Here is a 14,874-nt window from a genome sequence, read left to right on the forward strand (position 1 = left end):
ACCAAGCTGTCTTGAGGTCGCATATGGCTGAACTCCCCGATCACGATGCCGTGCTCACCGAGACCTGTCTCGAGAGCAAAATGATCCATCAAGGGCCGTTCCTGACGCTCAAGTGCGATACGGTCCGCTTGCCCGACGGTAAGCAGGCCACTCGCGAGTACGTTCAGCATCCGGGTGCCGTAATGGTAATCCCGCTATTCGACGACGGGCGCGTGTTGCTGGAAAGCCAGTACCGCTATCCGATGGGCAAGGTCATGGTCGAGTATCCGGCGGGCAAGCTCGATCCGAACGAAGGCGCGCTGGCCTGCGCGAAACGTGAACTGCAGGAAGAGACCGGCTATACGGCGCGCGAGTATGTTTATCTGACGCGCATTCATCCCATCATTTCCTACTCGACCGAGTTCATCGATATTTACCTGGCGCGTGGGCTGACTGCCGGCGAACGCAAACTCGACGACGGCGAATTCCTCGAACTGTTCACGGCTAGCGTCACCGACATGTTGGAATGGGTACGTACCGGAAAGGTGACGGACGTGAAAACCATCATCGGCACGTTCTGGCTGGAGAAGGCGCTGTCGGGTGTCTGGCCAATGACCGAGCCGCGATAGCGCGCTCAGTCCAGAGCGCAGAACGGGCGCGAGTCGCGCGCCAGTTGGAAACTCTGCAAAAAGCCCCTGTTGGTCTATGACCGGCAGGGGCTTTGTCATTGTGGGCGCGATATCGACTCAATGCGGTGCATCCGTGTCTGAAAAACGGGTTCTTGTCCTATGCCATCCGGCAGTCTCGCCTCATGGGAGTCGCCGCTCTAGTATCGACGCCTGGCAACGGAGTTTGTTATCGCACTTAATTTGAATAACGAAGAGTGCGAGGCGGATTCGAGTTCAGTCGACTGCGCACATGGTTGTCACTTGACAACCATGTGCGCAGGCACTAAATTGGAGGATATAAATGGTTCGTGGAATCCATTCAAAAAAAGAGGTTGAGGCCGCGCTGGCTTACGCGGAAAGAAACGGCTGGCGTGTTCATGGCGGTGGAAGAGGTCACGCCTGGGGAAAGATGTATTGCCCCTACAACGACGCAGAATGTCGTTGCGGCGAGTTCTGCATCTCGAGTGTCTGGAGTACGCCGAAGAATCCCGGCAATCACGCAAAGCACCTTAGGCGCATCGTCGACAATTGCACGACGCGCCGGCAATAAAAGTGTTCGAAGGGCAAAAGCCCGAGGCTGAATGAAGGCAGGAGTAATTTATGGAATATGTGTTCACCTTGAAGTACCGGCTCGTTGCGGAAGACTGCGATCTTGACGAAATCGTGGAGCGCCTAGGCGAAGCCGGATGCGACGACGCTACTATCGGCGTTGGGCAACCGGGGCGCATTGCGCTGTTTTTTGCTCGTGAAGGCGCGTCGGCGTTCGAAGCGCTTGTCAGCGCACTCAAAGATATCAAACAGGCAGTGCCGTCCGCGCGTCTTGTCGAGGCGGGGCCGGATTTCGTCGGCCTCACGGATGTCGCAGAAGTCGCGGGCGTGTCACGGCAAAACATGCGTAAGCTGATGCTGAGCCACGCAATCGACTTTCCGCCGCCGGTTCACGAGGGCAGTGCGTCGGTGTGGCATCTGTCGGACATCCTTGGCTGGCTGACCGCGCGTGGCGGGTATGACATCAAGGCGGATGTATTCGATGTCGCGAAATCGGCTAAACAGATCAACCTCGCCAAGGAGGCGCTCCAACTCGAACCGAGGCTTAACCGCCGACTCGAATTCCTTGTGGCTTAAAAGGTGCGCCGCCGGTGCGCGGTGGTGGGATCGCGCGAACCAGTGAGCGCTATATGATCAGCGCGCCCTTTCATCTACGGATTTCCGGCGTGCCGTTCGCCGGTTGAGTCACCTTCGGCAGCCCGTTGCGCAAAGCGTTAAAATCGCCCACCGCGTTCGATTTATCAGCGACGCTTGGCGTCAACGCGCCGTCCGTAAAAATTTACGAACGACCGTTCACAAATTTCCATTTTGCGCTAAACTGGCACGCAAGCCCTGATTCCACATGAAGGTCCTCGATTTACAGTGTCCGCATGGCCATCGGTTCGAAGGCTGGTTCGCTTCGGCAGATGACTTCGAGTCGCAACAGTCCCGCAAGCTCGTTGAATGTCCGATCTGCGGAGCGAACGAAGTGCATCGCCTGCCGTCGGCGCCCCGACTGAATCTGTCAGGAGCGACTGACACGCAAGTCCCTGCGGGCGCGAGGGACATGCAGGCGCGTGTGATGCGTGCATTGCGCGAGGTACTGGAAAAGACTGAGAACGTGGGCGACCGCTTCGCCGAGGAAGCACGGCGCATTCACTATAACGAAGCGCCGGCGCGCAATATTCGCGGTGTCACGACACCGGAAGACGCGAAAGCCTTGGTCGAAGAAGGCATCGAAGTGATGCCGCTGCCGGTCCCGGCTGCCTTGAAGGAACCGCTGCAATAGCGCAGTGGCTCACTGGCAGCAGGCGGTTGCGGCCAGGAGACACGACGCATGAATCTGGACTATTCCCTCGCTGACGACGCGTTCCGCGCCGACATCCGCGCTTGGCTCGAAGCGAATCTGCCTCGTGAGCTGAGCGACAAAGTACTCAACCACAAGCGTCTGAACCGCGAAGACTTCGCAAGCTGGCACAAGCTGCTCGGCACGCGCGGCTGGTCGGTCGTCGCGTGGCCGAAAGAATACGGCGGCCCTGGCTGGGACGCGACCCAACGGCATATCTGGGACGAAGAGTGCGCGCGTATCGGCGCGCCGTCCGTACTGCCGTTCGGCGTCTCGATGGTGGCGCCCGTGCTGATGAAGTACGGCAATGAGGCGCAGAAGCGCCACTATTTGCCGCGCATTCTCGACGGCACGGACTGGTGGTGTCAGGGCTATTCCGAACCGGGCTCCGGTTCCGACCTGGCCTCGCTGCGCACGCGTGCCGAGCGTGTTGGCGATCACTATGTGGTCAACGGTCAGAAAACCTGGACCACGCTGGGCCAATACGCCGACATGATGTTCTGCCTTGTGCGCACCGACAGCGGCGCGAAAAAGCAGGAGGGCATCTCGTTCCTGCTGATCGACATGAAAACGCCCGGTATCACCGTGCGCCCGATCATCACGCTCGACGAAGACCACGAAGTCAATGAAGTCTTTTTTGAAGACGTAAAGGTGCCGGTCGACAATCTGGTCGGCGAAGAGAATCGTGGCTGGACCTATGCGAAGTACCTGCTCGGGCACGAGCGCACTGGGATTGCGCGCGTCGGGCAATCGAAGCGCGAGCTCGTATTCCTGAAGCGCCTCGCGCTGGATCAAAAGAAGAATGGCAAGCCGTTGCTGCAAGATCCTGTATTCGCCGCGAAAGTCGCGAGCCTCGAGATCGAACTGATGGCGCTCGAAGTCACCGTGCAACGCGTGGTCGCGAATGAAACGGGCGGACGCGGGCCGGGACCGGAAGCCTCCATGCTTAAGATCAAAGGCACGGAGGTGCAGCAGGCGCTGACTGAGCTGATGGTCGAAGCAATTGGACCGCTTGCCGCACCGTTCGACGTGCCATTCCTCGAAGGCGAACGCGAACATAGCCTCGCTGGCGACGATGACGCCGCGCCGCTGGCCGCGTACTACTTCAACTTCCGCAAGACGTCGATTTACGGCGGCTCGAATGAAATTCAAAAGAACATCATCGCGCAGATGATTTTGGGACTTTGAGGAGCGGCGCATGGACTTCACTTTCAACGACGAACAACAGCAATTCGCTGACGCGCTGCGCCGCTATCTGGACAAGAGCTACGGATTCGAAGCGCGCCAGGCGATCGTGCAATCGGAAACCGGTGTGTCGGATGTGCACTGGACAGCTTTTACTGAATTGGGTCTGACTGCGTTGCCGGTGCCGGAAGCCCAGGGTGGCTTCAACGGCAGCCCGATCGACATGCTGGTGGTCATGCAGGAGCTCGGCCGTGCGTTGGTGGTCGAGCCGTATTGGGCGACCGCAGTGGGCGTCGAGGCGCTACGGCTGGCGGGCACGGGGCAGGGCGAAGACGCATCGCTGCTCGAACGCGCGGCACAGGGCGAGATCAGGCTCGCAGTGGCATTTCACGAGCCGCATGCGCGCTACGACCTGTTCGAGGTCGAGACCGCTGCGAACGGGCTGGGCGATCAGCCGATGGTGACCGGCACGAAATCGGTCGTGCTGCACGGCGCGCAGGCGGATTTTTGGATCGTGCCGGCTCGGCTGAATGGCGAGATCGCGCTCTTTGTCGTCGCCCGCGATGCGGCCGGTGTCAAAGTCACTGACTACCGCACGATCGACGGCCAGCGCGCCGCGACACTCAGGTTCGATGGCACGCCGGCACGCCAGCTCACTGGCAAACACGCAGGCGCCGCGGCGCTCGAACACATCGCAGATTACGGCACGGTATTGCTCTGTGCGGAAGCAGTTGGCGCGCTCGACGCGCTGAACCATGCAACGGTCGAGTACACCAAAACGCGCCAGCAGTTCGGTCAGCCGATCGCGCGGTTTCAGGCGTTACAGCATCGCATGGTCGAGATGTTGATTCACGCCGAGCAGGCGCGTTCGGTCACCTATCTCGCAGCCATGCGTTACACGAGCGCAGACGCCGACGAACGTCGCCGCGCGGTTTCCGCAGCTAAGGTACGGGTCGGTCAGGCTGCCCGTTTCGTCGGTCAGCAGGCGGTCCAATTGCACGGTGGCATGGGCGTCACGAACGAAGTCGCGGCGGCGCATCTGTTCAAACGTCTTGCTATCATCGAAACCACCTTGGGCGATGTTGATCACCATCTCGCGCGGTTCGCCGCGCTGCCCGGCTTTGTCACTGCCGAAGCCTGATCAGCTGGTCGAATCGGACAAGAAAGAGGTGTGGCGATGGGTCTGAGTTTCGAGGACATGGTAGTCGGCACGACTACCGAAATCGGCAAGCATACGTTCACGCGTGCAGAGATTGTTGAGTTCGCGGAGAAGTTCGATCCGCAACCTTTTCACCTTGACGAAGCTGCAGCCGCAGAGTCGCAGTTTCGCGGATTGATTGCAAGCGGCTGGCACACCTGTTCGGTCATGATGGGCATGCTGGTGCGCAACGCGATCTCGGGCTCGACTTCGATGGGCTCGCCCGGTATCGACGAGATCCGCTGGTTGAAGCCGGTGCGCGTCGGCGACACGATCACAATGATGAATGCTGTACTCGAGAAGCGCGTTTCGGCGAGCAAGCCGGATCGCGGTATCGTTTCGATGCGGTGGGAAGGCATCAATCAGCATGGTGAAACGGTGATCACTGTGCGCTCCAAGGGGCTGTTCGGACTGCGCAATCCGGGAGCCGCGACATGACGGGCAGCAACGCGGTGCCTACCGTAACGTTTGGCGATGCAGCGGCATTGCGTGCGCTGATTGGCGCCGAACCGCTCGTTAGCGACTGGCTGACGGTCGATCAGGCGAGCGTCGATCGTTTCGCCGAAGCCACCGGCGATCACCAGTGGATTCACGTCGACCCCGAGCGGGCGCGGCGTGAGTCACCGTTCGGTGGTCCGGTCGCGCATGGGTTCATGACGCTGTCGTTGATTCCGGTGTTGCTCGGCAAGACGGTGGGGCTCAAGCAGCGCATGGGTGTCAATTACGGATTGAATCGCGTGCGGTTCACGTCGCCGGTGCTGGTCAACTCGCAGTTGCGTGCACGGTTTGCGGTGGAATCCGTCGCCGACGTCGACAACGCCGGTGTGCAGGTTGAGTGGAATGTGACGCTGGAGCGGCAGGGTAGTGAGCGGCCGGTATGTGTCGCGGAGTTCATCACGCGGCATTACTTCTAACCGTTCATAGCCGACCGGTTGGCAAAAAAGCGCGAGCGGCAGTGCTGCCGTCTCGCGCTTTTTTGCATCGACGCCATCTGTGAATAGCAATGCTGCGGTCGCGGTCATTGCCAATGCGAACGAGCGCCGATGCTACGGATCGAACGCAGGACTAGTGCTTGGCGTATTGCGTCGCACCGAACAGCATCTCTTTAGCTTTGTCGTCCATGAGTGGCTTACGGGCCGACGCCAGCACTTCGACGCCGCGTACCACCGCCGGACGTGCGGCAATTTCTTCGTGCCAGCGCTTCACATGCGGAAACGTATCCAGTTCGATACCCTGGTTCTGCCACGAGCGCGTCCACGGAAATGCGGCGATGTCAGCGATCGTATAGTCATTGCCGGCCAGATACTGCGTCTTGCCGAGTTGCGTGTCCATCACGCCGTACAGACGCCGCGTTTCGTTCGTGTAACGATTGATCGCATATTCGATCGGCTCCGGCGCATAGATGCGGAAATGATGTGTTTGCCCAAGCATCGGGCCTACGCCGCCCATCTGGAACATCAGCCATTGCAGCGTCGCGTAGCGTGCGGCCGGATTAGCCGGCAGGAACTTGCCCGTTTTCTCCGCGAGGTAAATCAGAATCGCGCCCGATTCGAACAGTGCGAACGGTTTGCCGCTGGCGTCTTTAGGGCCTTCCGAATCGACGATCGCAGGAATCTTGTTGTTCGGGCTGACGGCAAGGAATTCGGGTTTGAACTGGTCGCCCGCGCCGATATCGATGCCATGCACCGTATACGCGAGGCCCGTTTCCTCGAGCATGATGTGAACCTTATGGCCGTTCGGGGTGGCCCAGCTATAGACGTCGATCATCCTGGCTCCTTGGTTTCGTGAAAGCGGCGCCGCAAAGGGCGCCGCAATTGACAAAAATTAGAGCACAGATCGCGCGATGCTGCTGGCCGTGCCACCATGAGCCAGTCTCGGCTTCGCGGGGCAATCAACCGCCGCGAAGCTAACCTCGAACACCCTCTCAAGCAATCAAGCGCTCAAACCCGTGTGATCGGCGTTTCGACGCGAGCCGCCGCGCCCGCATCCATGTAGCGCGCCAGTTCAAGCTTTGCGATCGCGTTGCGGTGCACTTCGTCGGGCCCATCGGCGAAGCGTAATGTCCGTGCGGATGCATACGCATACGCTAACGGAAAATCGTCGCTGACGCCGCCGCCGCCGTGCGCCTGGATCGCCCAGTCGATCACCTGGCATGCCATATTCGGTGCGACTACCTTGATCATGGCGATCTCGCCGCGCGCGCCCTTGTTGCCGACCGTGTCCATCATGTACGCGGTCTTCAGCGTCAGCAGTCGCGCCTGTTCGATCATGCAACGCGCTTCGGCCAGGCGCTCCTGTGTGACGCCTTGCGCGGCAACCGGCTTACCGAAAGCCACGCGTTGCATGGAGCGTTTCGCCATGAGTTCGAGCGCTCGCTCGGCGAGGCCGATCAAACGCATGCAATGGTGGATGCGTCCCGGTCCGAGGCGCCCTTGAGCGATTTCGAAGCCGCGTCCTTCGCCGAGCAGCATGTTGGTGGCCGGCACGCGCACATTGTCGAGCGTGATTTCCATGTGGCCGTGCGGCGCGTCGTCGTAGCCAAATACGGTGAGAGGGCGGTTCACGGTGATGCCGGTAGCATCGGCGGGGACCAGAATCATCGACTGCTGCGCGTGGCGTGGCGCCTCAGGATCGGTCTTGCCCATCACGATGTAGACCTTGCAGCGCGGATCCCCCGCACCGGACGACCACCACTTGCGGCCGTTGATTACGTAGGAGTCGCCATCGCGCACGATGCTCGTCTGGATATTGGTCGCGTCCGACGACGCCACTTCCGGCTCGGTCATCAGAAACGCCGAGCGGATGTGCCCTTGCAGCAGGGGTTCGAGCCATTCGCGCTTGTTGTCGTCGCTGCCATAGCGCTCGATCGTTTCCATGTTGCCGGTGTCGGGTGCGTTGCAGTTGAACACTTCCGGCGCCCAGGGCACGCGGCCCATGATTTCGCACAGTGGCGCGTATTCAAGATTCGTCAGACCGGCACCGCGTACGGATTCAGGCAGGAACAGGTTCCACAAGCCGGCGTCGCGCGCCTTCTGTTTCAGTTCCTCGATCAGTTCAGTCGGCAGCCACGCGTTGCCGTTCTGACGATTGCGTGCGATTTCGGCGTAGAACGCCTGCTCGTTCGGATAGATGTGCTCGTCGAAGAAGGCGAGCAGTTTCTCGCGCAGCGCCTGAACCTTCGGGGTGTAATCGAAATTCATGTATGACCTCGCGGATGACGAATGACGTTTGTTCGGGAGCGCAGCCAGGTGTGCCGATTTGCTTAGCGCACCTTCTGCGCGTAGCGCCAGGCGAGTTCGGCCATCGGCTTGGCGCGACGGCCGGCATCGAGTGCCTGAGCGTTGGCCGCCGTGCCGTCGACCACCCGTTTCATGATCCCTTGCAGGATGGCGGCGATGCGGAACATGTTGTACGCCAGATAGAAATTCCAGTCGCCGTGAATCTCGAAGCCCGTGCGCTTGCAATAGCGCTCGACGTACTGCGCTTCGTCGGGAATGCCGAGGGCCGCCCAATCGAGACCCGCAATGCCGCGGAATTGCGCCGGATCGACGTGCCACGCCATGCAGTGATAAGCGAAGTCGGCGAGCGGGTCCCCGAGCGTTGACAGTTCCCAGTCGAGTACCGCAAGTACGCGCGGTTCGGTGGGATGGAAGATCAGATTGTCGAGCCGGTAGTCGCCATGCACGACCGAGGCGCGCTCGCTTGTTCCCGCCGGCATATGCTGCGGCAGCCATTCGATCAGGCGCTGCATCGCGTCGATCGGTTCGGTTTCGGACGCGATGTACTGCTTGCTCCAACGGCCGATCTGGCGTGCGAAGTAGTTGCCCGGTTTGCCGTAGTCGGCAAGGCCGATTGCAGCGACGTCGGCGCTATGCAGCGCGGCGATCACGCGATTCATTTCGTCGTAAATCGCCGTGCGCTCCGCAGGCGTCATGCCGGGCAAAGACTGGTCCCACAGCACGCGGCCTTCGACGAACTCCATCACGTAGAACGCCCGGCCGATTACGCTTTCGTCTTCGCACAAGGCGTGCATATTCGCGACCGGCACGTCGGTATCGGCAAGTGCATGCATCACGCGGTATTCGCGTTCGACGGCGTGCGCCGAGGGCAGTAACTTCGCGGCCGGCCCGGGCTTCGCGCGCATCACATACGAGCGCGACGGGGTGACGAGTTTGAAGGTGGGATTCGACTGGCCACCGGCGAATTGCTCCAACGTGAGCGGTCCGGAAAACCCATCCACATGCCGGGTTAGCCACGCGGCGAGCGCGTCGCTGTCGAAGCGTTGCCGCTCGTTGACCGGACGCGTGCCCTCGAAGGCCGAGTAATCTGGTTTGTGTTCTGGTTCGCCTATCTGTGTGGCTTGCACCATATGTCTCCTCCAGTTTGGGTTCAGCTGTGCGTGTACTGAATGAATTGTGCGTAGAGCATTTCCATCGTGGTATTGCGAACGTCGCGGTGCAGCGGCGACGGCGGTGAATAGTTGATCGTGCGCAGCACCCAGTCGCGCGGCGCGGCGCCGACGTCGAGCGCGTTGATGCAACCGGTGGCTTGCGCCAGATGGCCGAAGAACGTACGGCCGCCGGCGGTGAGCGCATGCGACAGAATCGCGCGATTCACGCCGCCGTGCAGCACTAGCAGCACGGTGTCCCATGACGTGTCCTCGCGCAACGCCGCCACCGCGGGCAACACGCGGTCGAACAACGCGCCGATGGTTTCGCCGTCGAGAAAGCGCGTGCTTTCCGGCACGATGCCGTCGAACACGCCGAGAAATGCCGCTTCGATATCCTGCGGCGGAATGTTGCTGAGCTTGCCGCCGCGAATTTCCTGCCATGCGGGCTCGATGTCGAGGCCGATCTGCTGACCGGTCTCGGCCAGCACACGTTGCGCGGTTTCGACCGTGCGCGGTAAGCCGCTCACGATCACCCGATCGAACCGGACTTGCTGTCCGGCGAACACGCGGCCTGCCGCGCTTGCCTGCTCGCGGCCGTTCGCGTTCAACGGCACGGTTTCAGGGTCGATCGCGCGGCCGGAGTCGTCGAAGTAGGTCACGTCGCCGTGACGCATCAGGAAGATGCGGCGGCGCTTGGGGAGTTGATAGTCAGGCATTGTCCCTTCGTTCACGGATGTTCACTTGTAGACCGGAGCGCGTTTTTCGAGGAACGCGGAAATTCCTTCGAGTCCGTCGCGATGGTGTAGCGAGGCGACGAAGCTGTCGCGTTCGGCGACCAGATGTTCAGCGAGCGGCTGTGCGCCGGCCTCGCCGATGAGCCCCTTGATGCGCGCGACCGAATTCGGCGAAATCCTGCCGAGCTCGTCGGCCCAGGCGACAGCGGTGTCGCGCACGGTGCCGGTCTTCGCGAGTTTGTTGACGACGCCGAGATCGTGCAGACGCGTGGCGCCGATCGGTTTGCCTTCGATCAGCACTTCGGTCGCGAGCTGCCGCGGCAAGGCTTGCGCGAGAAACCACGAACCGCCACCATCGGGCGTGAGACCGACGCGCGCATACGACATCACGAATTTGGCGTCTTCCGCTGCGACGATTAGATCGCACGCGAGTGCCAATGAAAATCCTGCGCCGGCTGCGGCGCCGTCAACAGCGGCGATCACCGGCTTCGACGACAGACGCAGCGCCGAAATCCATTCGCCGAGCAGCTCAATGCTCTCCGCCTGCACCGACGGATCTTTCGCGCGGTTTTCCAGCAAGCGGTTCAGATTGCCGCCGGCACAAAAGAAATTGTCCGCGCCGGTAATCACGACGGCGCGGATCGACGGATCGCGCTCGACCGATTCGAGCGCCTCGATGCCCGCGGCATACATGTCCGGATGCAGCGCATTGCGTGCGCCGGGGTTCGACAGCGTAAGGACCAGCGTCGATTCGCTTTCGGTCGGGCGTGAGGTCAGCAGTTCTGCGCTCATTGTTGTGTCTCCGTTTGAGTGTCGGCGGCGTCGCGTTGCGTCAGCGACAGGCCAGGTTGCGCGCGCCGTGTAAGCCAGGGCGACGGACGATAGCGCGACGGATTCGTGCAGCCCGCTGCAATCGCCGTAATCGACAACGACGAGGTGTTCGACGCCAGCACGCACCGGCCGCTCACCACCGTTTCGAGTTCGCGAAAGAGGGCTTGCTTCACATCGAGCTTTTCGACAATCGCCTCGACGACCAGATCGCAATCGGCCAGATCGCCGATGACCTGCGCGCCGCTCACGTTCGCCAGCGCGGCGAGCGAGCGGGCTTGGTCGAGCTTGCCTTTGGCGGTCAATTTGGCGAAAGTCTCGGCAAGGTAGTCGCGCGCGGCGCCGATCGCGGCGGGATTCGTGTCGTAAAGACGTACGGTGAGGCCCGCCAGCGCGGCAATCTGAGCAATGCCACGGCCCATTGCACCAGTTCCGACAATGTCGATAGTTTCGATACTGAAATTGCGAGAGGTCATTGCGATGTTCGACTCCGTGGTTATTTTAGAATAGCACGATCGTGCAATTTACTGGACGATTGATCGAAGACCGCTGCTTTGATTTTGACGAGCGGTCTCAAACAATCCGAAGGAAGGAGACCCCGAATGATCAAGCTGTGCGGTTTCGCGCTCTCTAACTATTACAACAAGGTGAAGTTCGTGCTGCTCGAACACGGCATTCCGTTCGAGGAAGTGTTCGTGCTGCCGAGCCAGGAAGAGACGATGCTCGAGCATTCTCCGCTCGGCAAGGTGCCCTATATCCAGACCGAGCACGGCGATCTGTGCGAATCGCAATGCATCGTCGAGTATTTGGCCGCGCGTTTTCCCGACAAGGCGATTTTCGCCGCAGACCCGTGGGAAGCGGCCAAGGAGCGCGAGTTGATCACCTTCGTGGATGTGCACCTCGAACTGACCGCGCGCAATCTCTACAAGGAAGCGTTCTTCGGCGGCACCGTGACTGACGCGACCAAGGGGCGCGTCGAGAAGCTGCTCGCGCGTCACGTCCTCGGCTTCAGGCGGATCGCGAAATTCGGGCCGTATTTGAGCGGCGAGCGTTTCAGTGTCGCCGACGCAGCAGGTTATGTGAGCTTGCCGCTGGTCGGCATGGCGACGCAGACCATCTACGGCCGCGACTTCCTGCTCGACGCCGGCGTGGACTGGAAAAGCTATGTGAAGGCAATCAAGGCCCGGCCGGCCGCGCAGCGCGTGACCGAAGATCGTAAGGCGTATATCGCGGCCTCGCGTCCGGCCTGACGCGCAGCAGTATTGCGGGCGACGTGATTTCGGGCGCGCAACGCACGCGTGGGCCGCTGCGCGCGATGGCGAGGAACGTGGGTTCGTTCGCAGCATCTCGCGGGGCGTCCTAGAGCCGCGCCAGCCGGTCGAGCGCGGTGGCGAGTGTGGTTTCCTGCTTGGCAAAGCAGAAGCGCACCACGCCCGATTCATGTGCCTCGTGATAGAACGCCGACACCGGAATCGCCGCGACACCGATCTCGCCGGTCAGCCATTGTGCGAATTCGGCTTCGGGCAGATCGCTGATCGCCGAATAGTCGACGCACTGAAAGTATGTGCCCGTGCACGGCAGCAGCCTGAAGCGTGAATTCTCGAGGCCTGCGCGGAAGAAGTCGCGTTTCTTCTGATAAAACGCGGGGAGATCCAGATACGGTGCTGGATCCTTCATGTAATCGGCGAGGCCGACCTGCATCGGCGTGTTGACCGTGAACACGTTGAACTGATGCACTTTGCGGAATTCGGCAGTGAGCGCGGCGGGTGCGGCTACGTAGCCGACTTTCCAGCCGGTGACGTGATAGGTCTTGCCGAAGCTCGACACCACGAAACTGCGCTGCGCGAGTTCCGGGTAGCGCGCAACGCTTTCGTGAGGCGCGCCGTCATACACCATGTGTTCATAGACTTCGTCGGACAGAATCAGCACGTTGGTGCCGCGCACGATTTCTTCGAGCTTGCGCATGTCTTCCGCGCGCCAGACCGTACCCGTCGGGTTATGAGGCGTGTTGATCAGCAGGAGCCGTGTTTTCGGCGTGATCGCGGCGGCGAGCTTGTCGAACGGAATCGTAAAGTCGGGCGCGTCGAGCGTGACGAAGACCGGCTTGCCGCCGGCTAGCTCGATCGACGGCAGGTAGCTGTCGTAGGTCGGCTCGACCACGATCACTTCGTCGCCCGGATGCACGGTGCAGAGAATCGCGGTCAGCAGCGCCTGCGTGGCGCCTGCCGTCACGGTGATCTCGCTGGTGGCGTCATAGCGGCGGCCGTACAGGTTCGCGATCTTGTCCGAAATCGCCTGACGCAGCGGCGCGGCGCCGGCCATCGGCGGGTATTGATTGTGGCCGTCGCGCATGGCGTTCGCGACCGCGTCGACAATGCGGGGATCGCAGCCAAAGTCGGGAAAGCCCTGGCCGAGGTTCACCGCGCCTTTTTCGGCGGCGAGCGCGCTCATTACAGTGAAAATCGTCGTGCCGACGTCCGGCAGGCGGGACGGAAACGAGGGACTCATGGGCGTGTCGTGCGGTGCATTCATGGCGCTGTCCGGAGCGTGGTCGAGTGAATTGGCGAAAGACGTCGTTCGAAAAGGACGATGCCTGATTGTAGGGAATCGTGGCGCTGCGTGCGCGCAGTCGGCCCGACGTTGGCCATCCGGCCAGGGGTCATACGGGCGCTGGCTCGTTTTCCGCGTTCATGCAGGCGCTGACGAACGGCGCCGGCTGCGCAATCTGGAAACCGAAGTCACGCGCAATCCGCTTGGCGAGTTTCAACACTGCGCGATCTTTCGATACCAGCCAGTCGGCCTGCGCGGCGTGCGCGAGTTCGAGGAATTTCTGGTCGTCGCGGTCTTTGCATTTGGGCAACGGCCTGGCATCTTCCGCGGGTGCAGCGGGTTCGACCAACTGTGCGAGGCGCGCAACGACGGCAAGCGCCGCTGCCTTGTCCACATTGCGATGCACGAATTGCGGATAGTCGAGCACGTAGGTGAGTTCGGCGAGGCAGCGCGCATCGATCAGCGCGGCGAGCGCGCCGGTTTCGAGCGCGGCGCGAATCGGCCGCGTGTGCGGATCGTCGAACACGAGAATATCGATCCAGACATTGGAATCGAGAACGACGCGCAAAGCGCCGTGTGAGGCATGGGAACCGGGCATTCGTTACAATCTGGCTTTCGTCTTTGACCGCCAGGCACGGCGTGCCTGCAAGGCCTCTATGATAATCGTTCTGTCGCCGGCGAAATCGCTCGACTACGAAACCCCCGCGCACGTCAAACAGCACACGATCCCCGATTTCGTCGACGATGCGGCCGAATTGATCGGCGGATTGCGCCTTTTGTCTCCGCAGCAGATTGGCTCGCTGATGAGCATTTCCGATCAGCTTGCACACCTCAATTTCCAGCGTTACGCGGAATGGTCGCCCAGTTTCGGCACGCACAACGCCAAGCAGGCGGTGCTCGCGTTCAACGGCGATGTGTACGAAGGCTTCAACGCCAGGACGTTGAAGCCGGCCGATCTGGATTACGCGCAGAATCACGTGCGCGTGCTTTCAGGCCTGTATGGATTGCTGCGCCCGCTCGATCTGCTGCAACCGTACCGCCTCGAAATGGGCACGCGCTTTGCCAATACGCGCGGCAAGGATCTGTACGCGTTCTGGGGCGAACGGATCACGCAGGCTTTGAACGCGCAACTGAAGAAGAAAGCTGCCGCCTCGCGAGTGCTGATCAACTGCGCTTCCGGTGAGTACTTCAAGTCAGTCAAACCCAAGCTGCTCGAAGCGCCGATCGTTACACCCGTGTTTGAAGACTGGAAGGGCGGCCGCTACAAAATCATCAGCTTCCACGCAAAGCGCGCGCGCGGCCTGATGGCGCGCTACGCGGTCGAAAACCGTCTCGACAAGCCCGAACAACTGAAGGACTTCGACTCCGAAGGCTACGCGTTCAACGCCGAGGCCTCGAACGATTCCACTTACGTATTCCGCCGCCGTATCGCTGACTAAGCGAATGCGGCGCACACAAGCAGGGAAAAA

At 61.1% G+C, this 14,874-nt stretch carries 17 protein-coding genes and 1 pseudogene; 10 read left to right on the forward strand and 8 right to left on the reverse strand.

What is annotated here, in order from left to right:
* Positions 1–23: 23 nt before the first annotated feature.
* From AYM40_RS05255 to AYM40_RS05285, 8 genes are all read left to right on the forward strand, one after another.
* Positions 24–608, forward strand: coding sequence for an NUDIX domain-containing protein (locus AYM40_RS05255; RefSeq protein WP_063495304.1), 585 nt, complete (start codon positions 24–26; stop codon positions 606–608).
* Between the two features lie 340 nt (positions 609–948).
* Positions 949–1,197 (forward strand): hypothetical protein, encoded by a 249-nt coding sequence (locus AYM40_RS42215; protein ID WP_082854953.1) that lies wholly within the window; start codon positions 949–951, stop codon positions 1,195–1,197.
* Positions 1,198–1,247: 50 nt separating this feature from the next.
* Positions 1,248–1,772, forward strand: coding sequence for a helix-turn-helix transcriptional regulator (locus AYM40_RS05260; protein WP_063495305.1), 525 nt, complete (start codon positions 1,248–1,250; stop codon positions 1,770–1,772).
* A 265-nt stretch (positions 1,773–2,037) separates the two neighbouring features.
* Positions 2,038–2,463, forward strand: coding sequence for a DUF1178 family protein (locus AYM40_RS05265; RefSeq protein ID WP_063495306.1), 426 nt, complete (start codon positions 2,038–2,040; stop codon positions 2,461–2,463).
* Between the two features lie 48 nt (positions 2,464–2,511).
* Positions 2,512–3,708 (forward strand): acyl-CoA dehydrogenase family protein, encoded by a 1,197-nt coding sequence (locus AYM40_RS05270; protein ID WP_063495307.1) that lies wholly within the window; start codon positions 2,512–2,514, stop codon positions 3,706–3,708.
* A gap of 10 nt (positions 3,709–3,718) precedes the next feature.
* Entirely contained in the window at positions 3,719–4,846 is a 1,128-nt protein-coding gene (locus AYM40_RS05275; protein WP_063495308.1) for an acyl-CoA dehydrogenase family protein, read from the forward strand.
* 36 nt (positions 4,847–4,882) lie between these two features.
* Positions 4,883–5,341: a MaoC family dehydratase gene (locus AYM40_RS05280; RefSeq protein ID WP_063495309.1), complete on the forward strand. Its 459-nt coding sequence runs from the start codon at positions 4,883–4,885 to the stop codon at positions 5,339–5,341.
* Positions 5,338–5,817, forward strand: coding sequence for a MaoC family dehydratase (locus tag AYM40_RS05285; protein ID WP_063495310.1), 480 nt, complete (start codon positions 5,338–5,340; stop codon positions 5,815–5,817). Before AYM40_RS05280 ends, AYM40_RS05285 begins: the two co-directional genes overlap by 4 nt.
* A gap of 151 nt (positions 5,818–5,968) precedes the next feature.
* On the opposite strand, the gene AYM40_RS05290 is transcribed toward AYM40_RS05285, so the two are convergent.
* The 6 genes and pseudogenes from AYM40_RS05290 to AYM40_RS05315 form a co-directional block, all read right to left on the reverse strand.
* The gene (locus AYM40_RS05290; RefSeq protein WP_063495311.1) at positions 5,969–6,670 is read right to left on the reverse strand and encodes a glutathione binding-like protein; all 702 of its coding nucleotides are present in this window, start codon (positions 6,668–6,670) and stop codon (positions 5,969–5,971) included.
* A gap of 173 nt (positions 6,671–6,843) precedes the next feature.
* Positions 6,844–8,103, reverse strand: coding sequence for an acyl-CoA dehydrogenase family protein (locus AYM40_RS05295; protein WP_063495312.1), 1,260 nt, complete (start codon positions 8,101–8,103; stop codon positions 6,844–6,846).
* Between the two features lie 62 nt (positions 8,104–8,165).
* Positions 8,166–9,272, reverse strand: coding sequence for a phosphotransferase (locus AYM40_RS05300; protein WP_063495313.1), 1,107 nt, complete (start codon positions 9,270–9,272; stop codon positions 8,166–8,168).
* Positions 9,273–9,292: 20 nt separating this feature from the next.
* On the reverse strand, positions 9,293–10,009 hold the full coding sequence (locus tag AYM40_RS05305) for a histidine phosphatase family protein (RefSeq protein ID WP_063495314.1): 717 nt from the start codon (positions 10,007–10,009) through the stop codon (positions 9,293–9,295).
* 21 nt (positions 10,010–10,030) lie between these two features.
* Positions 10,031–10,819 (reverse strand): oxepin-CoA hydrolase, alternative type, encoded by a 789-nt coding sequence (locus tag AYM40_RS05310; RefSeq protein WP_063495315.1) that lies wholly within the window; start codon positions 10,817–10,819, stop codon positions 10,031–10,033.
* A gap of 92 nt (positions 10,820–10,911) precedes the next feature.
* Positions 10,912–11,331: pseudogene (locus AYM40_RS05315) on the reverse strand (3-hydroxyacyl-CoA dehydrogenase NAD-binding domain-containing protein); the annotation flags it as partial.
* A gap of 126 nt (positions 11,332–11,457) precedes the next feature.
* Between AYM40_RS05315 and AYM40_RS05320 the strand changes: the two are divergent.
* Positions 11,458–12,105 carry a glutathione S-transferase family protein gene (locus AYM40_RS05320; protein WP_063495317.1) on the forward strand — a complete coding sequence of 216 codons (648 nt, stop codon included), beginning with the start codon at positions 11,458–11,460 and terminating at the stop codon, positions 12,103–12,105.
* Between the two features lie 109 nt (positions 12,106–12,214).
* On the opposite strand, the gene AYM40_RS05325 is transcribed toward AYM40_RS05320, so the two are convergent.
* Both AYM40_RS05325 and AYM40_RS05330 read right to left on the reverse strand, forming a co-directional pair.
* A complete protein-coding gene (locus AYM40_RS05325) occupies positions 12,215–13,387 on the reverse strand; it encodes a pyridoxal phosphate-dependent aminotransferase (RefSeq protein ID WP_063495318.1) in 1,173 nt (390 codons plus the stop codon).
* A gap of 127 nt (positions 13,388–13,514) precedes the next feature.
* Positions 13,515–14,003 carry a putative toxin-antitoxin system toxin component, PIN family gene (locus AYM40_RS05330; protein WP_063495319.1) on the reverse strand — a complete coding sequence of 163 codons (489 nt, stop codon included), beginning with the start codon at positions 14,001–14,003 and terminating at the stop codon, positions 13,515–13,517.
* 58 nt (positions 14,004–14,061) lie between these two features.
* Between AYM40_RS05330 and yaaA the strand changes: the two genes are divergently transcribed.
* On the forward strand, positions 14,062–14,844 hold the full coding sequence (gene yaaA / locus AYM40_RS05335) for a peroxide stress protein YaaA (RefSeq protein ID WP_063495320.1): 783 nt from the start codon (positions 14,062–14,064) through the stop codon (positions 14,842–14,844).
* Positions 14,845–14,874: the final 30 nt, after the last annotated feature.

Origin of the sequence: Paraburkholderia phytofirmans OLGA172, assembly GCF_001634365.1 — a bacterium.
Taxonomy (GTDB): Bacteria; Pseudomonadota; Gammaproteobacteria; order Burkholderiales; family Burkholderiaceae; genus Paraburkholderia.